A 24,758-nucleotide genomic window follows, 5' to 3' on the forward strand; every position below is an offset into this window, starting at 1 on the left:
TCCGGGCGGGAGTGCGAACGTAGAATGGCTCCCATCATGACGATCCCCTCGAGCGCTCCGACCCTCATCGCCGCCTCGCCCGCCGCGCTCGACGCGGACGGACGCGCGCGGACCTACGAGGTGCGCACCTTCGGTTGCCAGATGAACGTGCACGACTCCGAGCGCCTTTCGGGATCGCTGGAGTCGGCGGGCTACGTTCCCGCGGAGCCGGGCACCGAGGCCGACGTGGTCGTGATCAACACGTGCGCCGTGCGCGACAACGCCGCCGGCAAGCTCTACGGCACCCTCGGGCACCTGAAGTCCCGTAAGAGCACACACGCGGGGATGCAGATCGCCGTCGGGGGCTGCCTGGCGCAGATGGACAAGCAGACGGTCGTCGAGAAGGCGCCGTGGGTCGACGTGGTCTTCGGAACCCACAACATGGGCTCGCTGCCGAAGCTCCTCGAGCGCGCGCGGCACAACGAGGAGGCCGAGCTCGAGATCCTCGAGTCCCTCGATGTCTTCCCGTCGACGCTGCCCACGAAGCGCGACAGCGTCTACAGCGGGTGGGTCTCCATCTCGGTGGGGTGCAACAACACCTGCACGTTCTGCATCGTGCCGAGCCTGCGCGGCAAGGAGAAGGACCGTCGCCCGGGCGACATCCTGAGCGAGATCCGTCTGCTCGTCGACGACGGCGCGATCGAGGTGACGCTGCTCGGACAGAACGTGAACTCGTACGGGGTCGAGTTCGGCGATCGCCAGGCGTTCGGCAAGCTGCTGCGCGCTGCGGGAGAGATCGAGGGACTCGAACGGATCCGCTTCACCAGCCCCCACCCCGCCGCGTTCACCGACGACGTCATCGACGCGATGGCCGAGACGCCCGCCGTCATGCCGCAGCTGCACATGCCGCTGCAGTCCGGTAGCGACCGCATCCTCAAGGCCATGCGCCGTTCCTACCGTTCGGAGCGCTTCCTCGGCATCCTCGACCGGGTGCGCGCGCGGATCCCGCACGCCGCGATCTCCACCGACATCATCGTCGGGTTCCCGGGCGAGACGGAAGAAGACTTCCAGGACACCCTGCGAGTCGTCGAACAGGCGCGGTTCGCGAGCGCCTTCACCTTCCAGTACTCGATCCGCGAGGGCACCCCCGCTGCAACGATGGCGGACCAGGTGCCGAAGGAGATCGTGCAGGAGCGGTACGAGCGCCTCGTCGCCCTTCAGGAGCGCATCAGCCTCGAAGAGAACCAGAAGCAGGTGGGTCGCCGCCTCGACGTGCTCGTCTCAGCCGGCGAGGGCAAGAAGGATGCGGCCACGCGCCGTCTCACCGGACGCGCCGAGGACAACAGACTCGTGCACTTCGAGGTCCCCGACGCCTCGCCGGTGCCTCGCCCGGGTGACGTCGTCTCCGTCGTGGTGACGCACGCGGCTCCGTTCCACCTCCTGGCAGATTCGCCCGACGGCGCTCCGCTCGTGATCCGTCGCACCCGTTCCGGCGACGCGTGGGATCGCGCGGAGGCCGACTCCTGCGGTGTGCCCTCTCCCTCGGGTTCCGGCCCGAAGGCGGTCTCTCTGGGTCTGCCGTCGCTTCGTCGGGAGCAGTGATGTCCGCGCCCCGGCTGTGGATCGTGGCCGGGGCCACCGGTACGGGGAAGACCGGGATCTCGCTCGCGCTGGCCGAGGAGCTTCGCGCACGGGGGCGGGCGGCCGAGATCGTCAACGCGGACGCCATGCAGCTGTACCGGGGGATGGACATCGGCACGGCGAAGCTCCCTGTCGCCGAGCGGCGCCGGATCCCGCATCACCTCTTCGATGTCCTCGAGGTGACCGAGGAAGCCGCTGTGGCGGACTACCAGACGCGGGCGCGGCAGGCGATCGACACGATCAACGCCCGCGGCGCCGACGCGATCCTCGTCGGCGGTTCGGGACTGTACGTCTCGGCGGTCGCGTACGACTTCCGCTTTCCTCCGCGGGACGAGGCGCTGCGCCGGGCGTTGGAGGCGGAGTTGGACGAGCTCGGCCCCGGAGCGCTTTACGAGCGCCTGCGCGGCGTCGATCCGGTCACCGCGGAGCGCGTCGATCCGCACAACGGTCGGCGGATCGTCCGGGCTCTCGAAATCCTGGCCCAGGGTGCCGCGACCCACGGTGCCGCGCTGCCCGAAGACCCACGCCTCTGGCACCCGCGGACCCACCTGCTGGTCGCTCACGAGGAGCGTGACGTGCTCGTCCCGAGGCTGGACGCGCGCGTCGAGCAGATGTGGCGGGACGGCCTGCTCGACGAGGTCGCGGCCCTGCGCGAGAGGGGACTCGACACCGGGGTCACGGCGAGGCGAGCCATCGGGTATGCGCAGGCCATCGGGGAGCTCGACGGCCGGCTGAGCCGCGAGGAGGCGATCGCCCAGACCCAGGCGCTGACCCGCCGTTACGCCCGGCGCCAGGTCTCCTGGTTCCGCCGCTACACCGCCGCCCGCCGCATCACGGCGGGGACGGCGGTCGCGGATGTCGTCGAGGTGTGACGACCCTTCGTCCGGCGGACAGCTCTGCCCCGCCCCGCCCGTAGACTGGCGGAATGTCGCGCACGCTCCCGTTCACCAAGGGCCACGGAACCGGGAACGACTTCGTGATCCTGTCGGATCCGGACGGCGAGCTGGATCTCAGCGATGACCAGATCGCGGTGCTCTGCGATCGCCGGTTCGGCATCGGCGCGGACGGACTTCTACGTGTCGTGCGGTCGGCGCGGATCCCCGAGGGCGCGGCCGCTGCCGCGGCCGGCGCCGAGTGGTTCATGGACTACCGCAACGCCGACGGATCGAAGGCCGAGATGTGCGGCAACGGCACGCGGGTGTTCGCGCGCTTCCTCGAGGATCAGGATCTGGCGTCGCTGGACGCGCCGTTGCGCATCGGCACCCGAGCCGGGGTCAAGACGCTCACGCGCAGTGAGCGCGGCTTCGAAGTGGATCTGGGGGAGTGGGTCGTCGAGGAGAACGACGTTCTCGTGCGGGCCCGCGGTCTGGACGTCGCGCGCCCGGGCCAGCCGGTCGATGTGGGAAATCCCCACGTCGTCGTGGCGCTGTCCTCCGAGGCTGAGCTGGAAGCGCTCGACCTGACGGCGCAGCCCCTGCTCGACCCTCAGCCGCCCGCCGGTGCGAACATCGAGTTCGTCGTTCCGAGCGATCCCCTCGTCGTGGGGGGCGTCGGCGGCATCCGGATGCGGGTCTTCGAGCGGGGCGTCGGGGAGACCCTCAGCTGCGGCACCGGTGTGGCCGCCGCGGCTCTCGCGGTGCGCCATTGGGCAGGACCCGCGGCGCCCGATGCGTGGGTCGTGGATGTGCCCGGCGGGACGCTGGGCGTCCGCATGCACGACGGGCACGTGCTGCTGTCGGGACCCGCATCGCTGGTCTTCCACGGCGAGGTGACGCTCGCCTAACGGGATGCGGTGCGCTCCCCGCCCTTGGCGGCGGCGGCGCCCACCACGCCCATGGCGAGCAGGACGAGCGTCGCGGTGAGCACGGGGAGGAACCCCGCGGCAGCGCCCAGGTTCTGCGCGAGCAGTCCGGACAGGGCGGAGCCCGCCGCGATGCCGAGAACGATGCCGCTCGTGGTGAGGGTCAACAGGATCCCGGCCCGCCCCTCGTCCGCGGCGTCGCCCACGACCCGGAAGATCGTCAGCAGCAGCGGTCCTTGGAACGCGCCGGCGACCAGCCCGGCACCGATGATCCACACGACGTCGTCGGCGACGAGCATGAGCGATGCCCCCAAAGCCATCCCGCAGGCGGCAACGCTCCATCGTGTCCAGGTGCCGATCCGCTCCGGGACCAGCACCATCGACAGCGTCGTGATCGCCGAGCCCACCGCCATGACGGCGTAGAGGAGCGCGCCCGCATCCGGGATCCCGATGCGCCCCGCGAAGGCGGTGAGACCCGTCTGACTCGCGCCGAAGAACGTGCCCATCGCCAGCATTCCGACCAGCGCGGTGACCAGCAGAGTCCGGCGCCCGGCGGGGGCTGCTGTCCGCGGCGGCGCCTGTCGGCGCCGCGGCACGCTGCGATGCGTGCGGTGCACGGCGAACTGTGTCGCGAATGCGACCACGAGCGCACCGGCGAGCAGCGTGGCTGCCTGCGGTGACACGAACGCGGCGGTGAGGCCCACGATGGCGGGTCCGAAGATGTAGGAGATCTCGTCGATGACGCCCTCGAAGGCGAAGGCGGTCGGCAGATCATCCGGAGCGAGCGAGAGCCACCGGGTGCGGGAGAACGCGCCGACCTGCGGAAGGCTCAGCCCGATCCCGGCGGCGAGAGCGACGGCGCCGGGGTCGGAGACGTGCCCTGCGCCCCACGTCAGGGCGAGGAGCAGTGCGACGTGCACGACGACGCCGGCGAGGAGCACCGGACGTTGCCCGATGCGGTCGGCGATCGCCCCGGAGGCGGGAGCGCCCACGGCCTCGCCGATCGCGGCTGCTGCCGCGGCGAAGCCGCCCACCGCGATCGACCCCGTGGCAGAGGTCACGAGCGTCAGGACGGCGAGCGGGACCATCGACAGGGGAAGACGTCCGAGGCTCGTCGCGACGAGGTAGTCCCACCCGGCGATGCGCGGCAGCGCACGGTACGAGCGGATGCCGACGGAGGAGGAAGAGGGCATGGAAAAGCTCCGATCGGCGCATCCCCCGCCCGAACTGCGCCCTCAGCCCATCAGTCGTTGTGAGGTGAGCGTATCACCGTCAGGGCAGCGGGATGGGAGCCGTGGCTTCCGCTCCGTGGCGACGGATCTTGAGCACCCGGAAACCGCGGGCGGTCGCGGTGCGGTGCACGCTGAAGCCCGCGGGGAAGGATGCGGCGAGCCAGCGCTGCAGCGAATCGGCGCCGAGGTTGCGGGCGACGACGAGCCAGGCGTCGGAGCGCTCGTCCAGTCGGGGGATCCATCGCTCGAGCATTCCGTGCAGTTCGTTCTTGCCGACGCGGATCGGCGGATTCGAGCGGATCGTGCGGAAGGCGATGTCCTCGGGAACATCATCCGGCGTCACGGCGTTGATATTCGTGAGGCCGAGGTTCTCCGCGTTGCGGCGGACGAGATCGAGGGCGCGCTGGTTGACATCGACGGCCCACACCGTGGCGTGTGGCGACGAGAGCGCGAGCGAGATCGAGATCGGGCCCCAGCCGCATCCGAGGTCGAGGAAGTGGCCGCCGGCCGGCGGCGGCGGTGTGTTGCTCAGCAGCACGGCGGTGCCCGCATCCAGTCGATCCGGGCTGAACACTCCGCCGGCCGTCGTCACGTCGATGTCGCGACCGGCCACGCTGACACGAATGGTGCGGAGGTTCTCGGGACTGGCGGGTGACGCGGTGAAGTAGTGGTCACTCCCCATACACGAAGCGTAGCGGTAAGTCTCCGAAGGCGGGAGGCTAGAGTGAGCGGGCGCGAGACGCCCCGAAAGGAAACGATGACAGAAACACCCCCGTCCACCGACGAGCAGCGGCTCGACGACGTCGACCGGGTGCTCTCGCGAGCGGATACTCGCGCACGGATGCGCGGCCCTCTGGCCGGAGCGCAGGCGCTGCAGGACGCCACGACCGTCGCCGACGGCTTCGGCGACGGTGAGCAGTTCGACCGCGAAGAGCGTCAGGCGCTGCGTCGCGTCGGTGGCCTGTCGACCGAGCTCGAAGACGTCACCGAGGTCGAGTACCGCCAGTTGCGGCTCGAGAACGTCGTCCTCGTGGGCGTTCACCCGCAGGGTGCCACCGAGGACGCCGAGAACTCGCTGCGCGAGCTCGCGGCCCTCGCCGAGACGGCGGGCGCCGTCGTGCTCGACGGCGTGCTGCAGCGCCGACCGCATCCCGACCCCGCGACGTACATCGGTCGTGGCAAGGCGGAGGAGCTGCGAGACATCGTCGCCGCCGTCGGCGCCGACACCGTCATCGCCGACACCGAGCTCGCCGCGAGCCAGCGCCGTGCGCTCGAGGACGTCGTCAAGGTCAAGGTGATCGATCGCACGACCGTGATCCTCGACATCTTCAGCCAGCACGCGAAGAGCCGCGAAGGCAAGGCGCAGGTGGAGCTCGCCCAGCTCGAGTACCTCCTGCCGCGCCTCCGCGGTTGGGGCGAGTCGATGAGCCGTCAGGCCGGTGGCCAGGTCGGCGCCGGCGGCGCCGGTATGGGCTCGCGCGGACCCGGTGAGACGAAGATCGAGCTCGATCGCCGCCGCATCCGCACCCGGATGGCGCAGCTGCGTCGTCAGATCCGCGACTTCGCCCCGGCCCGTGATGCCAAGCGCGCCGAACGCAAGCGCAACACGATCCCCGCCGTGGCGATCGCCGGGTATACGAACGCGGGCAAGTCGAGTCTGCTGAACCGGCTCACGCGCGCGGGCGTCCTCGTGGAGAACGCCCTGTTCGCGACGCTCGACGCCACCGTTCGACGCTCGGTGACCGAGGACGGGCGCATCTACACCCTGACCGACACGGTCGGATTCGTGCGCAACCTCCCGCACCAGCTGGTCGAAGCGTTCCGCTCGACGCTCGAAGAGGTCGGTGACGCCGACGTCATCGTGCACGTCGTCGACGGCTCGCACCCCGATCCCGCCGCTCAGCTGGCCACCGTCCACGATGTGATCGGTGACGTGGGAGCGCGTGACACGCGGGAGATCGTCGTGTTCAACAAGGCCGACCTCATCGACGACGACGCGCGGCTCCTGCTGCGAGGGCTCGTGCCCTCTGCGGTGTTCGTCTCGTCCCGCACGGGCGAAGGCATCGACGAGCTCCGCCAGGTCATCGAGGATGCGCTTCCGCTGCCGGAGGTCGAGCTGCGGGTTCTGCTGCCGTACGATCGCGGCGACCTGGTCTCGGCCGTGCACGAGCACGGGATGATCTACGAGGAGTTGCACGAGGCGGAGGGCACGGCCCTCCACGCCCGCGTCGGCGCGGCGCTCGCCGGCAGGCTCGAAGCCTTCCTCGCCTGAGGGCGCCTCATTCTCCGTCGAGGGCGGGGAGGAGCACGAACAGGTCCGGATCGTTCGTCGTCGCCGTGAATCCCGCCGCCCGCATGGTCTCGGCCCACTCCCGCGTGCGCGGGCGGGCGACGAGGGGCCGCAGGGGCTCGCGCGCGACGACGACGCGGAGGTCACGCTCCGCGTGCGTCACATCGCTCTCGGGGTCGACGAACACCTCTCGTCCGTCCGGGCCGTCGGCGATGTGCAGCGCGCCGATCGACAGCGGGAGCTCGGGCGCGTCCGTGGTGAAGCCGAGCACCTCTCCGAGGAAGGCCAGCTCCGAGGTGAGCGCGTCGATCGTGGTCTCCCGGCGCCGGAACCCGTGCCCTTCGCCTTCGAACAGGACGTACGCGTGCGGCACGCCGTGCTCACGCAGAGCGTCGCGGATGGCCTCGGCCTGCGCCGGCGGCACGACCCGGTCCTCGGAGCCCTGCAGGATCAGCAACGGCACACGGAATCGCTCGGGGTGCGTGAGCGGCGAGCGTTCGACGTACACCTCCTCCGTCTCCGGCAGCGGACCGATCAGACCGTCGAGATAGCGCGACTCGAAGTCGTGCGTGTCCGCCACGAGCGCGCGAGCGTCGCCGACGCCGTAGCGCGAGACCCCCGCGGCGAAGACATCGCCGCCCGTCAGCGCCGAGAGCACCGTCCAGCCGCCGGCTGACCCTCCTTCGATCGCCAGTCGGTCAGGGTCCGCGAGGCCGGCCGCGGCGACATGCCGCGCGGCCGCGATCACGTCGTCGACGTCGGCGACGCCCCACTGGCCGCGCAGCCGCTCACGGTAGGCGCGCCCGTAGCCGGTCGAGCCGGAGTAGTTGACGTCGAGGACCCCGATGCCGCGGCTCGTGAAGTACGCGATCTTGCGCGATGCGGCCGGGCCCACATGGGCGGTCGGTCCGCCGTGCACCCACACGAGGCACGGGGCGAGCTCGTCGTCGGGGCCGTGGAGCTCCGGATGCGTCGGCGGGTAGAAGTAGGCGTGCACGGGGCCGTGGGGTCCGTCGGCGGTCAACGCGCGAGGTGCGGGCAACCACGGCTCGAGTGCGGAGAGATCGTCGCCGGACAGACGTTCCGGTGCCGCTGTGCCGTCCGCATCCACGAGCCAGAGTCCGAGCGGGGCGGATGCGGACGCCGTCGTGATCAGCAGGCGCGTACCGCGCGCATCCTCGAGGAAGGTCTGGGAGGCGCCGTCGATGCCCGCGGAGCGGATCGTGCCGTCGGCGGGATCGATCACCACGACAGAGTCCTCGCCGTTCGTGCGCACCGCGACGATCCGTCCGTCCTCGAGCGGGGCGAACCACCGCATCCCGAGCGTCCACAGCGCGCCGCCCGTGTCGGCGTCGTCATGGGTGAGGGTGCTGCGCTCGCCGGTGTCCGGTCGCACGCGCTGCACCTGCCACCGGCCGGACGCGTCGTCGAGGTAGAGCAGCTCGTCGGAGCCGGTCCACACCGGCTGGAGCGCCGAAGCCGCGCCGTCCGTGACGCTGACGACATCCTCGACCACGCCGTCGCGCAGACGCCCCACGTGCAGGCGCGTGCGGTCCCACGGCAGGTCGGGGTGATTCCACCCGATCCATGCGAGATGCCGACCATCCGGAGACAGCGCGGGCTGGGCGACGAAGTCGTCGCCGTGTGCGATGACCCGCGCATCGGCGCCATCGAGCGAGATCTCGACGATGGCCCGCTCCCCGGTGGATGCCGCGGTGCGCTCGCGCACCGCGAGCAGGCGGCCGGACGCCCACACCAGGCCTCCGAACGCCGTGCCGTCCGCCTCGGGCGTGAGCGGAGTGGGAGCGCTGCCCGAGTCGAGGACGTAGACGCGCTGGTCGCCGGCCTCCACGAAGAACAGTCGCCCGTCCTCGGCCGCGCACCACGCGCCGCCGCCGTACTCGTGCACCCGGGATCGCGCGTTCCACGGAGCGGGAAGGACATCCGCGATCCGACCGTCGCGCTGTCGACGGCGCACCGCCATGCGGCCGCCCTCCTCGGGCGCCGACTGCGCCCACCAGATCTCCTCGCCGACGAACCGCGCACCGTCGAAGCGCGTGGAGGAACTCGCGACGTCGGCGGCGGAGATGGGCGAGGGCCAGGAACCGTAGGAGCTGGTGGCGGTCATGCCCCCACGCTACGCGGCGGCCCGGGGGTCGTCCGAAGAGAGCGGCGAGTCAGACCGCGCGCATGAGCGCGACGACCTTGCCGAGCACGACGGCATCGTCGCCGAGGATCGGCTCGAAGGCCGTGTTGCGCGGCAGCAGCCATACGTGCCCGTCGCGGCGCCGGAACGTCTTCACGGTCGCCTCACCGTCGAGCATCGCGGCGACGACGTCGCCGTTCTCGGCCGTCGGCTGGGAACGGACCACGACCCAGTCGCCGTCGCAGATCGCCGCGTCGATCATCGAGTCTCCCGACACCTTCAGCATGAACAGGTCTCCCTTGCCCACGAGCTGGCGGGGCAGCGGGAAGATCTCTTCGACGTGCTGGTCTGCGGTGATCGGCACACCCGCAGCGATCCGCCCCACGAGCGGAACCAGCGCGGCATCGCCCACGGCGGGTGCGGCGTCGGCCGGGTTCTCGGCGGCGGTGCCCGGCAGATCGATCAGGACCTCCATGGCACGCGTCTTGCCGGGGTCGCGTCGGAGATAACCGGAGAGCTCGAGCTGGTTCAGCTGGTGCGTGACGCTCGAGAGCGACTTCAGTCCGACGGCGTCCCCGATCTCGCGCATGCTCGGCGGGTAGCCGTGGCGGGCGATCGAGTGCTGGATGACCTCGAGGATCGCGAGCTGCTTGTCGCTGAGGCTCTTGCGCCGGCGGGTCTGCGGCTTCTGGTTGGCGGCCATGCGGCGCTCCCGTCGGGTCTGTTCCGTTCGAATGTCGGAGGTCGGTGATTCGGTGTCCTCAGCGAAACCGTAGCGGGAATCGGCGGCGATCCAGTCCATGCGCAGGGCGTGTCGTCTTCGAAACTCGACCGGTTTCGCGATCGCTTGACAGTACTGTAAATCGAAGATAGCTTCGGAAGAGAAGTTCGTACCCGGCTCTCCCGGCCGGAGGGTCGGGTACGAATCTCTTCCCGTCCTGAAGGAGTCGTCATGAGCACGATCGAGTTCGCCGCCCCCGTCGCCACCCGCCTGCGTCTGACCGCGCGCGGTCGTCGGGTGCTCGCCTGGCTCGTCGCTCTGCCCGTCGTCGCGGCGCTGGCCGTCGGCGTGATCAGCGGCGGGTCCGCGCTCGCCTCCCGCGAGCCCGGCGCAGCCGCCGGCTCGTTCGAGATGGTGACGGTGATGGCGGGGGAGTCGCTGTGGTCGATCGCGGAGGAGGTCGCTCCGCAAGACGACCCGCGAGACGTCGTCGACGCGATCATGCGGCTCAACACCCTGCCGGGCGCGCAGGTGAGCGCCGGGCAACGTCTGGCCATCCCGGCGGAGTACACCTCGGGCGAGTGAGGTCCTGCGCGGTTCTACGATGGAGCGCGTGACGATCAGCCTCGATGATTTGCCGATCCGCGACGATCTGCGCGGACTCAAGCCCTATGGCGCGCCCCAAGCACCGCTTCCGGTGGCGTTGAACGTCAACGAGAACACGCATCCCGTCCCGGCCGACGTCGCGTCCGACATCCTCGCGTCGATCGGCGCCGCCCTCGAACAGGTCAACCGCTACCCGGACCGCGAGTTCAGCCGTTTGCGCGCGGCTTTCGCCGGCTACCTCGGTGGCGGACTGGTCGCGGAGCAGATCTGGGCGGCCAACGGGTCCAACGAGGTCCTCCAGCACGTCCTGCAGGCGTTCGCGGGTCCTGGGCGCACCGCGTTCGGCTTCGCGCCCACGTACTCGATGTACCCGCTGCTCACCCGGGCGACGGGGGCGGACTGGGTCGCCGGCACTCGCGCCGAGGACTACAGCCTGAGCGCTGTGTCCGCCGCGGAACAGGTGCGTCGGGCGGACCCGGACGTGATCTTCCTCTGCGCCCCGAACAATCCGACCGGAACGCCGATGACCCTCGACGTCATCGAGGCGGTGTACGAGGCCAGCCGCGGCATCGTCATCGTCGACGAGGCCTATCAGGAGTTCGCCCCGCGGGACACCCCGTCGGCGATCTCGCTTCTGCCCGGGCGCGAGCGGTTGGTCGTCTCCCGCACCATGAGCAAGGCGTTCGCGTTCGCGGGTGCGCGCGTCGGGTGCCTGGCTGCTGATCCCGCCGTCGTGGACGCTCTTCGTCTGGTGCGGCTTCCGTACCACCTCAGCGCCCTGACGCAGGCAGCAGCGGAGGCCGCTCTGCGCCACGCCGACACGATGCTCGGCATGGTCGATGAGATCGTCGCGCAGCGTGATCGCATCAGCGGCGAGCTGAGCGCGATGGGTTACTGCCCGCACGAGTCATGGACCAACTTCGTCCTGTTCGGCGGCGTCGCCGACCCTGCGGCCGTTTGGCGCGCGCTGTACGAACGCGGCGTCCTGATCCGCGACGTCGGCATCCCCGGTCACCTGCGCGTGACGGCGGGGACCGAGGCTGAGACGACGGCGTTCCTGGCGGCCATGGCGTCGATAGACTCGCAGGCATGACCGCGCAGCCCGCATCGCACCGCACCGCCGAGCTCAGCCGGGCCACGAGCGAGTCGCAGATCGAGCTCTCGCTCGACCTCGACGGCACCGGCAAGAGCTCGATCTCGACGAGCGTGCCGTTCTTCGACCACCTGTTGACGGCGTTCGCCAAACACTCCCTCACCGATCTGACGGTGCGGGCCACCGGTGACACGCACATCGACGCACATCACACCGTGGAAGACGTGTCGATCGTCCTCGGCCAGGCGATCCGCGCCGCTCTGGGGGACAAGAGCGGGATCGCGCGGTACGGCGATGCGCTCGTGCCGCTCGACGAGGCGCTCGCGCAGGCCGTCGTCGACATCAGCGGCCGCCCGTACCTCGTCCACGACGGCGAGCCCGAGGGGTATGCGTTCCACCTGATCGGGGGTCACTTCACCGGGTCCCTCGTGCGTCACGCGTTCGAGGCCATCGCCTACAACGCGGCGCTCACCGTGCACGTGCGCGTTCTGGGCGGCCGCGACCCGCACCACATCGCCGAGGCCGAGTTCAAGGCGTTCGCACGTGCGTTCCGCCAGGCGAAGGCGCTCGACCCGCTCGTCGACGGGATCCCGAGCACGAAGGGCGCCCTGTGACCGGCGCGCCGCTGGTCGCGGTCCTCGACTACGGTTCGGGCAACGTCCACTCCGCCGTCAAGGCTCTGGCCGCAGCCGGTGCCGACGCGCGGCTGACCGCCGACCGCGGACTCATCCAGGATGCCGACGGCCTGCTCGTGCCGGGTGTCGGAGCGTTCCGAGCGGTGGCGGAGGCATTGCGGGCGAGCAAGGGCGACGAGCTCATCGGCAGGCGCTTGGCCGGCGGCCGCGCCGTGCTCGGGATCTGCGTCGGGATGCAGGTGCTGTTCGACCACGGCGTCGAACGCGGTGACGCGACCGACGGGCTGGGCGAGTGGCCGGGGACGGTGACCGAGCTCGACGCGCCTGTTCTGCCGCACATGGGCTGGAACACGGTCTCACCGGATGCGGGCTCACGTCTGTTCGCCGGGCTCGAGGACGAGCGCTTCTACTTCGTGCACTCCTTCGCGGCGCAGCACTGGACGATGCCGCCTCAGGCACCGTTCGCCGAGCCGGTGCTCACGTGGGCCACACACGGCTCCCCGTTCCTTGCGGCCGTGGAGAACGGGCCTCTCAGTGCCACGCAGTTCCACCCCGAGAAATCGGGGGCTGCGGGCATCCGTCTCCTCGCCAATTGGATCAGCACGCTGCGACCCCAGTAGTCTCTTACCTCGTGCCGCACGCCGGGGATCCGCCGGGTGCGCGAGCGCACGAGGAGCCATGAACGATTTCGCGTCCACCCCTGAACTCATCCTTCTGCCGGCGGTCGATGTCGCCGACGGGAAGGCCGTCCGCCTCACCCAGGGTGAGGCCGGTAGCGAGACCAGCTACGGCGACCCCGTCGACGCTGCCGTCGAGTGGGCGCGGCAGGGCGCGCAGTGGATCCATCTCGTGGATCTCGACGCCGCGTTCGGACGCGGCAACAACGCGGCCGTGATGCGCCGGGTCATCAAGCAGGTGAAGGGCGTCCAGGTCGAGTTGTCGGGCGGGATCCGTGATGACGAGAGCCTCGACGCCGCCCTCGAGTCGGGAGCGGCGCGCATCAACCTCGGCACGGCGGCGCTGGAGAACCCCGAGTGGGCGGCGGATGTCATCAGTCGTTACGGCGAGTCCGTCGCCGTCGGGCTGGACGTGCGCGGTACGACCCTCGCGGCGCGCGGCTGGACGCGCGAGGGTGGCGACCTCTGGGCCGTGCTCGACCGCCTCGAGGACGCGGGCTGCAGCCGTTACGTCGTGACCGACGTCACCAAGGACGGCACCCTGCGCGGCCCCAATGTGGAGCTGCTGCGCGAGGTCACGGCGCGTACCCCGAAGCCGGTGGTCGCCTCAGGCGGGATCTCGAGCCTCGACGACATCGCCGCGCTTCGCGAGCTGGTGCCGCTGGGTGTCGAGGGCGCCATCGTGGGCAAGGCCCTCTATGCCGGCGCGTTCACGCTGGCCGAGGCGCTGGATGTCGCAGGACGCTGACGCGAGCTGCGGACACGACTCCGCGGGGGTCCCCTGGGAAGGGCGTCGTTTCCAGACGAACACCCACGCGGGTGACGACGGCTCGGCGGATGCGGCGCTGCTGGCCGCGCTGACGGCCTTCCGCTCCGGGGAGGGCGACGCTGTCGCCGTCGTCGACGCCTATCGCCGTGCGCGCCTGCTGATCCCGCTCATCGCCGAGAAGGGGGAGGAGGGCACCGCCCCGAGCGGGCTGCGCGTGGACAAGACGCAGGAGTTGTCGATCGTCACCGTCGCAGGGCCCGACGGGCGCCGCGTGCTTCCGGTCTTCAGCTCGGTCGAGACCATGGCCCGGTGGGATCGGGGCGCACGGCCCGTCCCCGCTGACGGCATCCGCACCGCGCTCGCTGCCGCGGGCGACGACACGGATCTGATCGTCATCGATCCGGGCTCACCGACGGAGTTCGTGCTGCGCCGGCCCGCCGTCTGGGCCATCGGCCAGGGGCACCCGTGGGAGCCGAGCCCGGTGTCGCCGGAGGTCTTCGCGGGGCTGCAGGAGAGCATCGGCGCCGAACTCGCCGTGCTCGATCTCTCGGTCGCCGCAGGAGACCCCGACGCGCGCCTGCGCGGTCCGGAGCTGATCGTCGAGCTGCACCTCATCGACGGTCTCGACAAGGAGCAGTTGGATGCCGTCCTCGCCCGTCTCGCCCGCCGCTGGTCGGTCGATGACCGCATCGCGGTCCTCGTCGACTCGTTGACGGTCAAGCTCCGCCGGTCGCGCTGAGCCGGCCGCATCCGGTCAGGTGACGGGCCCCGTCCACTTCTCGCCGGGGCCCTTGCCGATCGGGTCGGGGATGATGGAGGCCTCGCGGAAAGCGAGCTGCACCGAGCGCAGGCCGTCGCGCAGCGACCGGGCGTGCATGTCGCTGATCTCGGGGGCTCCCGCGGTGATCAGACCCGCGAGGGCGTTGATGAGCTTGCGCGCCTCGTCGAGGTCGGTCTGGGTGTCGGGGTCGTCTGCGAGGCCGACCTTGACGGCAGCGGCGCTGAGCAGGTGCACGGCGGTCGTGGTGATGACCTCCACCGCGGGGACGTCGGCGATGTCGCGGGATGCGGCGGTGGCAGCAGCCTCCTGACGCTCCCAGCGCTCCTGGTTGGCGCGTGCCTGCGCGTCGATGTCGGCGGCCTGGTCGTACGGAGTCGAGTCCACGTTGCTCTTTCTGCTAAAGTGGGCGAGCACCGGAGCGTCTGCTCCGATCGAAAGAGGATCACATCCCACCCGCGCTTGCCGCTCCAGGCTACCGGGTCATTGCACTCCGCCTCCTCCTGAGGGGGCAGTCAGGGTGCGAGAAAGCCGGCGCCTCGCGTCGTGCCGGGTGGCGTGGTCTTCTTCCGCCCGGGAATGTCGTCGACATCCCGGTGGCCCCATCCGCTACGTCAGAGGAGTTCCGCATCAGCGATCCCCGCACCAACGACCGCATCCGCGTTCCCGAGGTCCGCCTCGTGGGACCTGCGGGTGAGCAGGTCGGCGTCGTCCGCATCGAGGTGGCGCTGCGCCTGGCCCAGGAGGCCGACCTCGATCTCGTCGAGGTGGCCCCGAACTCGAAGCCCCCCGTGGTCAAGATCATGGACTACGGCAAGTTCAAGTACGAGGCTGCGCAGAAGGCCAAGGAAGCGCGTCGCAATCAGGCCAACACCGTCCTCAAAGAGGTGCGTTTCCGCCTGAAGATCGAAGCTCACGACTACATCACCAAGCTCAAGCGTGCCGAGGGCTTCCTGCAGGCCGGCGACAAGGTCAAGGCCATGATCCTGTTCCGAGGCCGCGAGCAGTCGCGTCCCGAGCAGGGCGTGCGTCTGCTGCGCAAGTTCGCGGAGGACGTCGCCGAGTTCGGCACCGTGGAGTCCAACCCCACGATCGACGGACGCAACATGGTCATGGTGGTCGCCCCGCACAAGAACAAGTCCGAGGCGAAGGCGGAGCAGAACGCTCAGCGCGCGGCGAACAAGGAAGCCGCCCGTCAGGCACGCACCGGGGACACCCCGGAGCCTGCCACCGCAGACGCGGCCGAATAAGGCCACACACCTGATCCCGCGCCACGCGGGAGTCACAACGAAGGAAGAGAAGATGCCGAAGCAGAAGACCCACTCGGGTGCCAAGAAGCGCTTCAAGCTGACCGGAAGCGGCAAGCTCATGAAGCAGCAGGCGGGCATGCGTCACAACCTCGAGGGCAAGTCGAGCCGTCGCACCCGTCGCCTGAACCAGGAGCAGGTCCTGGCTCCCGGTGACGCCAAGCAGGCCAAGAAGCTCCTCGGCCTCTGATCGCCGACGCACGTAAGTAAGGGAAAGAAATGGCTAGAGTCAAGCGGGCAGTAAACGCCCACAAGAAGCGTCGCGTCATCCTCGAGCGCGCCTCCGGTTACCGCGGTCAGCGTTCGCGCCTGTACCGCAAGGCCAAGGAGCAGGTCACCCACTCGCTGGTCTACGCGTACCGCGACCGCCGCAAGCGCAAGGGCGACTTCCGCCGCCTCTGGATCCAGCGCATCAACGCCGCTGCTCGCCAGAACGGCATCACCTACAACCGCTTCATCCAGGGCCTCGGCCTCGCGGGTGTGCAGGTCGACCGCCGCATCCTGGCCGAGCTCGCCGTGAACGAGCCCGCCACGTTCGCGTCGCTCGTGGCGACGGCGAAGGCGGCTCTGCCGACCGACGTCAACGCCGCCAAGGCCTCGGCGTAATCCGAACACCCCGAAGGGGCGCCCTCCTCACGGAGGGCGCCCCTTCGGCGTACCCGCGTCACCCTAGACTGGGAACGTGCTGGAGAATCCCCGATCCCCACGCGTTCGCGCGGTTGCCAAGCTCGCCAAGCGGGCTGCCCGCGACGAGACGGGCCTGTTCCTTCTGGAGGGCCCGCAGGCCGTCCGCGAAGCCCTCGCCTTCCGACCCGAGAGCATCGTCGAACTGTTCGCGACACCGACCGCTCTCGAGCGACACCAGGACCTGCGCGATGCCGCGGCCGAGGCAGGGCTCGACATCGAGTACACCGCCGAGCCGGTGCTCGAGGCGATGGCCGACACCGTGACGCCGCAGGGGATCGTCGCCGTCGCCCGGCAGTTCCCCACGTCGCTGCGCGATGTGCTGGCCGCGGGGCCCCGGCTGCTCGCGATCTGCGAGGAGGTGCGCGACCCCGGAAATCTCGGAACCATCATCCGCGCGGCCGACGCGGCGGGCGCCGACGCGGTGATCCTGACCGGTCGCACGGTCGATCCCTACAACCCCAAGGTGGTCCGTGCGACCACCGGATCGCTTTTCCACATCGCGCTGTCTCGCGCCGGTGAGCTCGCTGCCGCCGTGACCGCCATCCGCGGCGCGGGGCTGCGCGTCGTCGCCGCCGACGTCAAGGGCGACGACCTGCTCGAGGCGCGGTCGACGGGTCTGCTCGCGCAGCCGACCGCGTGGCTGTTCGGCAACGAGGCGCGCGGTCTCGAGGACGCGGCGCTCGAGCTCGCGGACGACGCGCTGCGCCTTCCGATCTACGGCAGCGCCGAGTCCCTCAACCTCGCGACGGCAGCCAGCGTCTGCCTCTACGAGTCCGCCTTCGCGCAGCGCAGCTGACGTCTCGCCCCGGCCGGGCGAACGTTAGAAGTCGGTGAGAGATCCGTCAAGAGCCCCCGAGGGGCACTGGGGCGATTCATAGTCTGTCCTGATGACGCCCTCGGATGCCGCACCCCCGACTTCGAACATCACCGTGCGTCGCGGCGACCCGCTCGTCGTGCTCACCGACGTCCAGAAGCACTACGGCGACTTCCAGGCGCTGACCGACATCGACCTCACCGTCAACCGAGGCGAGGTCGTCGTGGTCATCGGACCGTCCGGCTCCGGCAAGTCGACGCTGTGTCGGACGATCAATCGGCTCGAGACGATCACGAGCGGCACGATCACGATCGACGGCGAGGATCTGCCGAGCGAGGGGAAGCAGCTCGCGGCTCTCCGGGCGGACGTCGGCATGGTCTTCCAATCGTTCAACCTCTTCTCGCACCTCACGATCCTCGAGAACGTCACGCTGGGCCCGATCAAGGTCAAGGGCATGAAGAAGGCGGACGCCGAGCGCGAGGCGAAGACGCTGCTCGAGCGCGTCGGAGTGGCGCATCAGGCGAACAAGCTCCCCGCTCAGCTCTCCGGTGGACAGCAGCAGCGCGTCGCCATCGCCCGTGCCCTGGCGATGACCCCGAAGGTCATGCTCTTCGACGAGCCCACCAGCGCGCTGGACCCCGAGATGATCAACGAGGTCCTCGACGTCATGACCTCACTCGCCGAGTCCGGCATGACCATGATCGTCGTGACGCACGAGATGGGCTTCGCGCGCAAGGCCGCCGACCGCGTCGTCTTCATGGCCGATGGGCGCATCGTCGAAGAGGCCGCGCCCGACACCTTCTTCACCGCCCCGAAGAGTGAGCGAGCGAAGGACTTCCTCTCGAAGCTCATCACCCACTGACCCCCGCACGTTCTTCCCGCACCAATCCCCCCACAGCAAGGAGAGAGAAATGCGCACCACACGACTGACCGCCCTTCTGGGACTCACGGCCGTCGCGGCCCTCGGCCTCACCGCGTGCAACAGCGGATCGCCGGCTCCCGGCGGCGCCGCCGGCGGCACGGAAGGCACCGATGAGAGCTCGGTCTGGTTCGAGACTGCCACCGACGTCTCGCTGGAGGGCAGCCCCACCTTCGACCGCATCACCGAGCGCGGCGGAGTGATCGTCGGCGTGAAGGAGGACCAGCCGGGTCTCGGCTTCCTCGACGTGACGACCAACGAGCGCACCGGCTTCGACATCGACATCGCCCGGTGGATCGCCGCATCCCTCGGCTACGGCGAGGAAGACATCACCTTCCAGCCGATCGCCTCAGCCAACCGCGAGCAGGCGATCGTGAACGGAGACATCGACTACTACGTCGGTACCTACTCGATCACCGACAAGCGCAAGGAGCAGATCGACTTCGCCGGACCCTACTTCATCACGGGTCAGGGCCTGCTCGTCGCGAGCGACAGCGACATCTCCAGCGAAGCGGATCTCGGCCCCGACACCAACGTGTGCTCGGCCACCGGTTCCACGCCGATCCAGAACATCAAGGCGAACTTCCCGGGTGTGCCCACCACGGAGTTCGACGTCTACTCGGCCTGCGTCGAGGCGCTGCTGAACGGCCAGGTGGATGCGGTCACCACCGACCAGGCGATCCTGATCGGCTACGCGGCCCTGTACCCCGACGAGCTCAAGGTCGTGGGCGAGCCCTTCAGTGAGGAGCGTTACGGCGTCGGCCTCGAGAAGGGCGACACCGTCCTGCTCGAGCACATCAACGAGATGTTCACCGATGGCGGCGACATCTGGCAGGCCATCTTCGACAAGAACCTCGGTGCATCCGGGATCACCGTCGAGCAGCCCGCCGTCGACGCAGCCAGCTGACAGTCCCTGAGGTGAGGGCGGTCTCCCCGGTGGGACCGTCCTCACCGGATCACGGTAAGGACCTCTGAGATGAACGTGATCGTCGACAACCTCGACATCTGGGGCATCGCGCTGCGCAACACGCTGCTGCTCTTCTTCGCGGGCGCGCTGATCGCGCTCGTGCTGGGCACGCTCGTGGGCGCGATGCGCGTCTCTCCGGTGCCGATCGCCCGCGCAGTCGGCACGGTGTACGTGAACATCGTGCGGAACACCCCCCTGACGGTCATCTTCTTCTTCTTCGCCTTCGGATACCCCGCGCTGGATCTTCCGAACCCCGGCTACACCGTGCTCGCGATGTGCGCGCTCGGGATCTACACCGCCACCTACGTCGCCGAGGTGCTGCGCTCGGGCATCAACACCGTGCCGGTCGGTCAGGCGGAGGCAGCCCGAGCGCTCGGGCTGACGTTCGGTCAGGTGATGACGCTCGTCATCATGCCGCAGGCGTTCCGCTCCGTGGTTCCGCCCATGATGAGCGTGCTCATCGCGCTGCTCAAGAACACGACCATCGCCGCGGGCTTCTCCGTCGCCGAGCTCGGCGTGATCCGCGCGAACCTCAGCGAGCGCGGTGAGAACGCGCTCGTGGTGCTGCTGTGGGTCGCGGCTATCTTCATCGTGATGGTGCTGGCGCTCTCGCTGGTCCAGCGACGACTCGAGAACCGATGGAGGGTGGCGCGATGAGCTCCGTTCTGTACGACCTGCCCGGCCGTCGCGCGATCATCCGCAACCGGATCATCGGCGTCATCACCGTCCTCGTCATCCTCGGTCTCGGCGGTTTCGTCGTCTACCGATTCATCGAGACCGGTCAGTTCTCCGCCGAGAAGTGGTACATCTTCACTTTCACGACCGTCTGGGAGCAGATCCTCGCGGCCACGGGCCGCACGCTGGCCGCGTTCGCGGCCGCTGCGGTCGCCTCGGTCGTCCTCGGATTCGTGCTCGCGCTGGGTCGCATGTCCGATCACGCCTGGGTGCGCTGGCCCGCGACGGGGATCATCGAGCTCTTCCGCGCGGTGCCCGTGCTGATCCTCATGATGCTGCTCTACTACGGCCTGCCCGTCGTGGGGGTGCGGCTGGAGGCGTACTGGGCCGTGGTCATCGCGCTCGCCGTCTACAACGGCTCCGTGCTCGCCGAAGTCATCCGCGCAGGGGTCGAGTCGTTGCCGCGCGGTCAAAGCGAGGCCGGATACGCGCTGGGGCTGCGCAAGGCCGGTGTGATGCGGCTCATCCTGCTCCCGCAGGCGGTGCGGGCGATGCTCCCGGTGATCGTCGCGCAGCTCGTCGTCACTCTCAAGGACACCGCGCTCGGCTACATCATCACCTACAACGAACTGCTCTACTACGCCCGGCTCATCGGTACGCAGGCGCAGTACGACCGACCCATCCTGCAGGCGGGTATGGTCGCAGCCGCGATCTACATCTCCCTGTGTCTCGTGCTCGCCGGCATCGCCAAGTGGGTCGAGGTCCGGATGCGCTCGTCGCAGCGCGCGGGCCGGGGTGGTCAGGCCGCGCCGTTGGGGCGGGCGACGACCGACACGGAGGTCATCGCGGCGCAGCGAGGTGTCGGCAAGTACGACTCCAGCGCCCTCTGAGATCAGCGAACGCCGCGCGCCGTCAACGCGTCGCCGAGCTCGTCGGCGTGCTTGAGGGCGAGAACGAGGTAGGGCACGGCGAACGCCCGGATGCTGCGACCCGCGCCCCGGGCGCGCTGCGCTTCGCGCACCTGCTGCGCCAAGCGGATGAGCGTGGGGACCGCGCCGAACGCCACGACCAGCAGGAGTGCCGCCCGGCTCGGATCCCGTCCGATGACGCGCAGCGGCGACAGCGCGCGTTCGAAGACCTCCCACAGCGCCGTGACGGGCGTCGTCAGGGCGAGGAGTGCCGCCAGCACGATGGCGGCGGTGATGCGCACCGTGCCGATCGTCGCCGTCTCGAGACCGAGGAAGATCGCCTGGCCGAGGAAGCTCATCAGGACGAGCAGCCTGAGCGACCAGATCTGGCGCCCCAGTTGCGCCCATCCCGCCCCCGGGCTGGCATAGCACAGCAGCACGAGAGCCGCGGCGACGGCACAGGACAGCCAGGTGGCGGGCAGAAGCGAGACCCCGAGCACGAGCGCCAGCAGCAGGAGCGTCTTGCGTCCGGCGGGCATCCGGTGCCAGGGTCCGGTGCCCGGCCGGTACAGGCTCAGCATCCGAGGCTCGTCGCGTACGACTGCACGACGTCCCGCGCCTCGCCGACGGCGACCACGCGGCCGCCCGCGACGTGGACGGCCGCGTCGCACCGCTCGGCGAGGGCGAGGTCGTGGGTCACGAGCAGCAGACGATGCCCCGTGTCCGCGAAGAGGTGGTCGGCCACGATCCGGGCGTTGCGGCCGTCGAGGTAGGCCGTGGGTTCGTCCGCGACGACGAGTTCCGGTCCGCGCACGAACGCGCCGCACAGCGCCAGCAGCTGCTTCTGTCCTCCCGACAGGTCGTGCGCCGAGCGGTCGCCGAGGTCGGCAAGCCCGAAACGGGCGAGCGCGGCTGCCACCCGGTCCGCCCGTTCGGCACGACTCATGCGCTCCCCGCGCAGCGAGAAGGCGACGTCCTCGGCGACGGTCGGCATGATGATCTGGGCGTCGGGGTTGCTGAAGACGATCGCCACGCGGCGGCGGAGCTCGGCGGCGTCGCGGAGCGGGTCGAGTCGCAGCACGCGGGCCGTTCCGCTCGACGGTGCGACCAGACCGCCGACGACGCGCGCGAGCGTCGACTTGCCGGAGCCGTTGTCGCCGACGACGGCGACCGTGCGGGCATCGAGATCGAGATCGAGCTCGTGGAGCACCTCGACGTCGCCGAGGCGTACTCCGAGCCGCTCGAGTCGGATCGCGCTCACCTGATCACCTCGACGACCATCGCGACACCGAGTCCGCCGCCCACGGATGCTGCGGCGACACCGATGCTCCCGGACGGGAGTCCGGCGCGCACCAGTCGCGAGAACAGCCGCACGAGCGCGACGGCGCCGCTCGCGCCCCACGGATGTCCGAGCGCGAGAGCCCCGCCGTCGGCGCACACGCGCGCGTCGTCGTCGGCCAGCCCGAGCCGGCCCAGCACCGCGAGCGACTGCGCCGCGAACGCCTCGACGATCTCGAACGCCGCCACGGCGGCGAGCTCGGCGCCGGATGCGGCCAGCGCCGCCTCGACGGCCGGTGCCGCCCCGATTCCGGGGTAGGCGGGGTCCACGCCGACGACGGCGTGGCCGCGGACGAGGAGCCCCGGTGCGTGTGCGCGCCGCGCCGCGCCGACGAGGGCGACCGCGGCTGCCCCGTCGCCGATGCGCGTGGCCGTGCCCGCCGTCACGGTGCCGTTCTCGCGCAAGGGTGTGAGCCGGGGGAGAAGGGCCAGCGCCCCACCGATCGCGTCGTCGTCGCCCACCCCGTCGATCGGGACGATCTCCGCCGCGAAGCGCCCCGACTCGCGGGCCGAGGCTGCGCGCCGGTGACTGCGGGCGGCGGCTGCCTCCTGACGCTCACGGTCGATGCCGTCGAGGCGGGCGAGTGCGTCGGCGGCGTCGATCATGTCGGGGTCGGGCCAACCGGTGGGCGCGAAGGGTGCCCGTTCGAAGGGGATCCCGTCGATGCGTCGTTCGGGGGCCATCGAGGCGCTCTCGACCCCGCCGGCGAGCCGGGGCCGCTCGTCACCGGCGGCGATCGCCTGCGCCGCATCGATGACCGCGGCCAGCCCGCTGCCGCACTGCCGGTCGACCGTCGCACCGGGGGTGTGCGCGCCGAAACCGGCCGCCAATGCGGCGAGCCGGGCGGTGTTGCCGCCAGGGCCACGGCAGTTGCCGAGGACGACGTCGGCGACCTCGATCGGCACGCCGGTCGCCCGTGCGGCGTCGTCGGCGGCGGCGCGCAGCACCGGTGCCGCGAGACGGTCGGCGCTCACCCCCGCGAACGCCCGGCCCCGCGTCGTGAGCGCGGAGCGGCGCGCCGACACGATCAGCACGTCAGACACGGGGCACCTCTCCCGACGCAAGTCGTCGCTCCACCTCGGCGCGAGCGATCTTGCCGGACGAGGTGCGGGCAATCGTACCGGCGAACCACAGGCGAGGTCGGTGCACCGGCGCGAACAGGCGCGACGCCGCGGCGCGGAGCATCGCCGCGTCCAGACAGCCGGGTCGGTCGGGCTCGATGAGGGCGGCCACGAGTCGGCCGACACCGGGCGCGGGCAGGCCGACCACGGCGACATCCGCAACGCCGTCCAGAGTGCGCAGGGCCTGCTCGATCTCAGACGGGATGACGGTGGCGCCCGCCGTCTGGATGGCGTCGTCCTCCCGACCCGCCACCCGCAACCGTCCGGCCTCGAGCTTGCCCCGGTCGCCGACACTGGCCCACGCGCCGTCGCGCCGGAGCGGACCGGCCTCGCCCAGGTAGCCGAGCGCGATGTACGGCGAGCGTGCCCAGATGACGCCGTCGTGGACCGCGATCTCGACGCCCGGGAACGCACGCAGCCCTTTCCCGTCGTCGTCGTCGTACGCCACGAACGACAGCTCCGCGGCGCCGTAGTACTCCACGACGCGGATGCGGCGGGCGAGGGCTTCGGCGCGGATGTCGGTGGGCAGCGCCATCCCTCCGACGAGCGCCGCGCGCAGCTGGGGGGCGCCGCTCGAGGCGAGGACCGCGGCGAAATGAGTGGGGGTGCCGTGGAAGAGCGTCGCGCGGGAGCTGGTGGCGGCGAACTCGGGTGCGGGGCCGCCGGCCAGCGCGTGGGCCAGGGAGAAGAGCGTCAGCGAGGAACTCGGTGGCGCCGGCAGTAGCACGACGTCTCCGGGCAGCGCACCGAGCAACTGCTCGACAGCGGGGAACGAGCGTGCCCAGGATGTATGCGTGCGCACCACGACGCGAGGAGCGGCCGAGCTTCCGGAGGTGAGAGCGGCCCACTCCGCTCCGGCGGGCACGGGCGTCTGCGCGAGGAGCGAGAGGATGCCCGCGCGCACCGGTGCCGGCCAGCGTTCATCGAGCACCAGCGGCACGCGGTCCGATCGCCTGAGCAGCGCGAGGCGCGCCGGCGCGTCGCGCGCCTCGATGGGAACGACGAAGGAGCTCACGCGGTGGTGGTGGGGCGGGCGCGCCATTGACGACGGAAGGCCCGCGGGTATCCGCGCACGAGGGTGCCGACGATCAGCGTCGTCGCGGTGACCTTGATCAGATCGCCCGGCAGGAACACGAGGCTCGACAGTGCTGCCTCCCCGAGGCCGATCCGCAGCACGAGGGACTGCACCGGGATGCCGACGGCGTACACGACGAGCACTCCGCCCACCAGGGCGCCGAGGAAGGTGCGCCACCAGATCGGGCGTCGTCCGGCGGCGTGCACGATCAGACCGATGACCACGACCCCGACGAGCCACCCGAGCAGATAGCCGCCCGTGGGGCCGACGAAGACCCCGATCCCGCCCCGCCCGCCCGCGAGGAGCGGGAGACCCGCGGCGACCAGGGCCAGCACGGCTGTGACCGACAGCGCCCCGACGGCGGGGCCGAGGATCGCGCCGGCGAGCATGACGCCGAGCGTCTGGGCCGTGATGGGCACCGCGCCGAAGATGGTGAACGCGCCGGGTACGCCGAGCGCGGCGATGACCGCGGCGAAGACGCCGGCTCTCGCGATGTCGGTGGCATCGAGTCGGCGGCGCACCGAGGGGACGAGCATGGTCATGGATCCTCCTGAACGGCGTTCATGTGAACACTGTTC

28 protein-coding genes are annotated in these 24,758 nt (G+C 70.5%); 18 read left to right on the forward strand and 10 right to left on the reverse strand.

The window, feature by feature from the left end:
• Positions 1-36: 36 nt before the first annotated feature.
• From miaB to dapF, 3 genes are read left to right on the forward strand one after another with little or no spacing between them, the layout of a single operon-like run.
• Entirely contained in the window at positions 37-1,581 is a 1,545-nt protein-coding gene (miaB, locus tag EHF32_RS02080; protein WP_137416584.1) for a tRNA (N6-isopentenyl adenosine(37)-C2)-methylthiotransferase MiaB, read from the forward strand.
• Complete coding sequence (miaA, locus tag EHF32_RS02085; RefSeq protein WP_137416585.1) at positions 1,581-2,492, forward strand: tRNA (adenosine(37)-N6)-dimethylallyltransferase MiaA; 912 nt, start codon at positions 1,581-1,583, stop codon at positions 2,490-2,492. The genes miaB and miaA overlap by 1 nt, the downstream gene beginning before the upstream one ends.
• Positions 2,493-2,545: 53 nt before the next feature.
• Positions 2,546-3,403 carry a diaminopimelate epimerase gene (dapF, locus tag EHF32_RS02090; protein ID WP_137416586.1) on the forward strand — a complete coding sequence of 286 codons (858 nt, stop codon included), beginning with the start codon at positions 2,546-2,548 and terminating at the stop codon, positions 3,401-3,403.
• Here the strand turns inward: dapF and EHF32_RS02095 are convergent.
• Both EHF32_RS02095 and EHF32_RS02100 read right to left on the reverse strand, forming a co-directional pair.
• Complete coding sequence (locus EHF32_RS02095) at positions 3,400-4,614, reverse strand: MFS transporter (RefSeq protein ID WP_137416587.1); 1,215 nt, start codon at positions 4,612-4,614, stop codon at positions 3,400-3,402. The genes dapF and EHF32_RS02095 overlap by 4 nt on opposite strands.
• A gap of 79 nt (positions 4,615-4,693) precedes the next feature.
• The gene (locus EHF32_RS02100; protein WP_137416588.1) at positions 4,694-5,335 is read right to left on the reverse strand and encodes a class I SAM-dependent methyltransferase; all 642 of its coding nucleotides are present in this window, start codon (positions 5,333-5,335) and stop codon (positions 4,694-4,696) included.
• 75 nt (positions 5,336-5,410) lie between these two features.
• Here EHF32_RS02100 and hflX point away from each other — a divergent pair, with 75 nt between their 5' ends.
• Entirely contained in the window at positions 5,411-6,925 is a 1,515-nt protein-coding gene (gene hflX, locus EHF32_RS02105; protein ID WP_137416589.1) for a GTPase HflX, read from the forward strand.
• A gap of 7 nt (positions 6,926-6,932) precedes the next feature.
• Here the strand turns inward: hflX and EHF32_RS02110 are convergent, their stop codons facing one another.
• Together EHF32_RS02110 and lexA are read right to left on the reverse strand one after the other, a co-directional pair.
• A complete protein-coding gene (locus tag EHF32_RS02110) occupies positions 6,933-9,071 on the reverse strand; it encodes a dipeptidyl-peptidase 5 (protein ID WP_137416590.1) in 2,139 nt (712 codons plus the stop codon).
• 49 nt (positions 9,072-9,120) lie between these two features.
• The gene (lexA, locus tag EHF32_RS02115; RefSeq protein ID WP_137416591.1) at positions 9,121-9,792 is read right to left on the reverse strand and encodes a transcriptional repressor LexA; all 672 of its coding nucleotides are present in this window, start codon (positions 9,790-9,792) and stop codon (positions 9,121-9,123) included.
• A 249-nt stretch (positions 9,793-10,041) separates the two neighbouring features.
• On the opposite strand from lexA, the gene EHF32_RS02120 reads away from it, so the two are divergent.
• Genes EHF32_RS02120 through EHF32_RS02145 form a run of 6 tightly spaced genes read left to right on the forward strand, consistent with a single transcriptional unit; the run spans position 10,042 to position 14,329 of the window.
• Entirely contained in the window at positions 10,042-10,395 is a 354-nt protein-coding gene (locus EHF32_RS02120; RefSeq protein ID WP_137416592.1) for a LysM peptidoglycan-binding domain-containing protein, read from the forward strand.
• Between the two features lie 19 nt (positions 10,396-10,414).
• The gene (locus EHF32_RS02125) at positions 10,415-11,509 is read left to right on the forward strand and encodes a histidinol-phosphate transaminase (RefSeq protein WP_192900678.1); all 1,095 of its coding nucleotides are present in this window, start codon (positions 10,415-10,417) and stop codon (positions 11,507-11,509) included.
• Positions 11,506-12,123, forward strand: coding sequence for an imidazoleglycerol-phosphate dehydratase HisB (gene hisB / locus EHF32_RS02130; protein WP_137416594.1), 618 nt, complete (start codon positions 11,506-11,508; stop codon positions 12,121-12,123). The genes EHF32_RS02125 and hisB overlap by 4 nt, the downstream gene beginning before the upstream one ends.
• Complete coding sequence (gene hisH, locus EHF32_RS02135; protein WP_137416595.1) at positions 12,120-12,764, forward strand: imidazole glycerol phosphate synthase subunit HisH; 645 nt, start codon at positions 12,120-12,122, stop codon at positions 12,762-12,764. The genes hisB and hisH overlap by 4 nt, the downstream gene beginning before the upstream one ends.
• 58 nt (positions 12,765-12,822) lie before the next feature.
• Positions 12,823-13,569, forward strand: coding sequence for a bifunctional 1-(5-phosphoribosyl)-5-((5-phosphoribosylamino)methylideneamino)imidazole-4-carboxamide isomerase/phosphoribosylanthranilate isomerase PriA (priA, locus tag EHF32_RS02140; RefSeq protein WP_137416596.1), 747 nt, complete (start codon positions 12,823-12,825; stop codon positions 13,567-13,569).
• Positions 13,553-14,329, forward strand: a complete 777-nt coding sequence (locus tag EHF32_RS02145; protein ID WP_137416597.1) for an SseB family protein — start codon at positions 13,553-13,555, stop codon at positions 14,327-14,329. The genes priA and EHF32_RS02145 overlap by 17 nt, the downstream gene beginning before the upstream one ends.
• Before the next feature lie 15 nt (positions 14,330-14,344).
• Here EHF32_RS02145 and EHF32_RS02150 read toward each other — a convergent pair whose 3' ends face one another.
• Positions 14,345-14,722, reverse strand: a complete 378-nt coding sequence (locus EHF32_RS02150; RefSeq protein WP_137419080.1) for a DUF1844 domain-containing protein — start codon at positions 14,720-14,722, stop codon at positions 14,345-14,347.
• A gap of 242 nt (positions 14,723-14,964) precedes the next feature.
• Here EHF32_RS02150 and infC point away from each other — a divergent pair, with 242 nt between their 5' ends.
• From infC to EHF32_RS02190, 8 genes are all read left to right on the forward strand, one after another.
• The gene (gene infC / locus EHF32_RS02155) at positions 14,965-15,618 is read left to right on the forward strand and encodes a translation initiation factor IF-3 (RefSeq protein ID WP_137416598.1); all 654 of its coding nucleotides are present in this window, start codon (positions 14,965-14,967) and stop codon (positions 15,616-15,618) included.
• Positions 15,619-15,670: 52 nt separating this feature from the next.
• The gene (rpmI, locus tag EHF32_RS02160; protein WP_055968051.1) at positions 15,671-15,865 is read left to right on the forward strand and encodes a 50S ribosomal protein L35; all 195 of its coding nucleotides are present in this window, start codon (positions 15,671-15,673) and stop codon (positions 15,863-15,865) included.
• A 29-nt stretch (positions 15,866-15,894) separates the two neighbouring features.
• A complete protein-coding gene (rplT, locus tag EHF32_RS02165; RefSeq protein ID WP_137416599.1) occupies positions 15,895-16,281 on the forward strand; it encodes a 50S ribosomal protein L20 in 387 nt (128 codons plus the stop codon).
• 76 nt (positions 16,282-16,357) lie between these two features.
• Positions 16,358-17,158 (forward strand): TrmH family RNA methyltransferase, encoded by an 801-nt coding sequence (locus tag EHF32_RS02170; protein WP_137416600.1) that lies wholly within the window; start codon positions 16,358-16,360, stop codon positions 17,156-17,158.
• 91 nt (positions 17,159-17,249) lie between these two features.
• The gene (locus EHF32_RS02175) at positions 17,250-18,038 is read left to right on the forward strand and encodes an amino acid ABC transporter ATP-binding protein (protein WP_137416601.1); all 789 of its coding nucleotides are present in this window, start codon (positions 17,250-17,252) and stop codon (positions 18,036-18,038) included.
• 49 nt (positions 18,039-18,087) lie between these two features.
• Positions 18,088-19,002, forward strand: a complete 915-nt coding sequence (locus EHF32_RS02180) for a glutamate ABC transporter substrate-binding protein (protein ID WP_137416602.1) — start codon at positions 18,088-18,090, stop codon at positions 19,000-19,002.
• A gap of 69 nt (positions 19,003-19,071) precedes the next feature.
• Positions 19,072-19,719, forward strand: a complete 648-nt coding sequence (locus EHF32_RS02185; RefSeq protein ID WP_137416603.1) for an amino acid ABC transporter permease — start codon at positions 19,072-19,074, stop codon at positions 19,717-19,719.
• Complete coding sequence (locus EHF32_RS02190) at positions 19,716-20,627, forward strand: amino acid ABC transporter permease (protein ID WP_137416604.1); 912 nt, start codon at positions 19,716-19,718, stop codon at positions 20,625-20,627. The genes EHF32_RS02185 and EHF32_RS02190 overlap by 4 nt, the downstream gene beginning before the upstream one ends.
• 2 nt (positions 20,628-20,629) lie before the next feature.
• Here EHF32_RS02190 and EHF32_RS02195 read toward each other — a convergent pair whose 3' ends face one another.
• From EHF32_RS02195 to EHF32_RS02215, 5 genes are read right to left on the reverse strand one after another with little or no spacing between them, the layout of a single operon-like run.
• Positions 20,630-21,226, reverse strand: a complete 597-nt coding sequence (locus EHF32_RS02195) for an energy-coupling factor transporter transmembrane component T family protein (RefSeq protein WP_137416605.1) — start codon at positions 21,224-21,226, stop codon at positions 20,630-20,632.
• The gene (locus EHF32_RS02200; RefSeq protein ID WP_137416606.1) at positions 21,220-21,906 is read right to left on the reverse strand and encodes an energy-coupling factor ABC transporter ATP-binding protein; all 687 of its coding nucleotides are present in this window, start codon (positions 21,904-21,906) and stop codon (positions 21,220-21,222) included. The genes EHF32_RS02195 and EHF32_RS02200 overlap by 7 nt, the downstream gene beginning before the upstream one ends.
• Entirely contained in the window at positions 21,903-23,027 is a 1,125-nt protein-coding gene (locus tag EHF32_RS02205; protein ID WP_238343769.1) for an acetyl-CoA C-acyltransferase, read from the reverse strand. The genes EHF32_RS02200 and EHF32_RS02205 overlap by 4 nt, the downstream gene beginning before the upstream one ends.
• Positions 23,020-24,120, reverse strand: a complete 1,101-nt coding sequence (locus EHF32_RS15990) for a class I adenylate-forming enzyme family protein (RefSeq protein WP_161594049.1) — start codon at positions 24,118-24,120, stop codon at positions 23,020-23,022. The genes EHF32_RS02205 and EHF32_RS15990 overlap by 8 nt, the downstream gene beginning before the upstream one ends.
• A complete protein-coding gene (locus tag EHF32_RS02215) occupies positions 24,117-24,722 on the reverse strand; it encodes a biotin transporter BioY (protein WP_137416609.1) in 606 nt (201 codons plus the stop codon). Before EHF32_RS02215 ends, EHF32_RS15990 begins: the two co-directional genes overlap by 4 nt.
• Between the last annotated feature and the right edge of the window lie 36 nt (positions 24,723-24,758).

Source organism: Microbacterium sp. RG1, from assembly GCF_005347485.1.
GTDB lineage: Bacteria > Actinomycetota > Actinomycetes > Actinomycetales > Microbacteriaceae > Microbacterium > Microbacterium binotii_A.

Bases quoted from the DNA above. Each gene is read 5' to 3' on its own strand.
- miaB (WP_137416584.1), top strand. From the start codon at position 37: ATGACGATCCCCTCGAGCGCTCCGACCCTCATCGCCGCCTCGCCCGCC.
- miaA (WP_137416585.1), top strand. From the start codon at position 1,581: ATGTCCGCGCCCCGGCTGTGGATCGTGGCCGGGGCCACCGGTACGGGG.
- dapF (WP_137416586.1), top strand. From the start codon at position 2,546: ATGTCGCGCACGCTCCCGTTCACCAAGGGCCACGGAACCGGGAACGAC.
- EHF32_RS02095 (WP_137416587.1), bottom strand. From the start codon at position 4,614: ATGCCCTCTTCCTCCTCCGTCGGCATCCGCTCGTACCGTGCGCTGCCG.
- EHF32_RS02100 (WP_137416588.1), bottom strand. From the start codon at position 5,335: ATGGGGAGTGACCACTACTTCACCGCGTCACCCGCCAGTCCCGAGAAC.
- hflX (WP_137416589.1), top strand. From the start codon at position 5,411: ATGACAGAAACACCCCCGTCCACCGACGAGCAGCGGCTCGACGACGTC.
- EHF32_RS02110 (WP_137416590.1), bottom strand. From the start codon at position 9,071: ATGACCGCCACCAGCTCCTACGGTTCCTGGCCCTCGCCCATCTCCGCC.
- lexA (WP_137416591.1), bottom strand. From the start codon at position 9,792: ATGGCCGCCAACCAGAAGCCGCAGACCCGCCGGCGCAAGAGCCTCAGC.
- EHF32_RS02120 (WP_137416592.1), top strand. From the start codon at position 10,042: ATGAGCACGATCGAGTTCGCCGCCCCCGTCGCCACCCGCCTGCGTCTG.
- EHF32_RS02125 (WP_192900678.1), top strand. From the start codon at position 10,415: ATGGAGCGCGTGACGATCAGCCTCGATGATTTGCCGATCCGCGACGAT.
- hisB (WP_137416594.1), top strand. From the start codon at position 11,506: ATGACCGCGCAGCCCGCATCGCACCGCACCGCCGAGCTCAGCCGGGCC.
- priA (WP_137416596.1), top strand. From the start codon at position 12,823: ATGAACGATTTCGCGTCCACCCCTGAACTCATCCTTCTGCCGGCGGTC.
- EHF32_RS02145 (WP_137416597.1), top strand. From the start codon at position 13,553: ATGTCGCAGGACGCTGACGCGAGCTGCGGACACGACTCCGCGGGGGTC.
- rpmI (WP_055968051.1), top strand. From the start codon at position 15,671: ATGCCGAAGCAGAAGACCCACTCGGGTGCCAAGAAGCGCTTCAAGCTG.
- rplT (WP_137416599.1), top strand. From the start codon at position 15,895: ATGGCTAGAGTCAAGCGGGCAGTAAACGCCCACAAGAAGCGTCGCGTC.
- EHF32_RS02175 (WP_137416601.1), top strand. From the start codon at position 17,250: ATGACGCCCTCGGATGCCGCACCCCCGACTTCGAACATCACCGTGCGT.
- EHF32_RS02180 (WP_137416602.1), top strand. From the start codon at position 18,088: ATGCGCACCACACGACTGACCGCCCTTCTGGGACTCACGGCCGTCGCG.
- EHF32_RS02185 (WP_137416603.1), top strand. From the start codon at position 19,072: ATGAACGTGATCGTCGACAACCTCGACATCTGGGGCATCGCGCTGCGC.
- EHF32_RS02190 (WP_137416604.1), top strand. From the start codon at position 19,716: ATGAGCTCCGTTCTGTACGACCTGCCCGGCCGTCGCGCGATCATCCGC.
- EHF32_RS02195 (WP_137416605.1), bottom strand. From the start codon at position 21,226: ATGCTGAGCCTGTACCGGCCGGGCACCGGACCCTGGCACCGGATGCCC.
- EHF32_RS02215 (WP_137416609.1), bottom strand. From the start codon at position 24,722: ATGACCATGCTCGTCCCCTCGGTGCGCCGCCGACTCGATGCCACCGAC.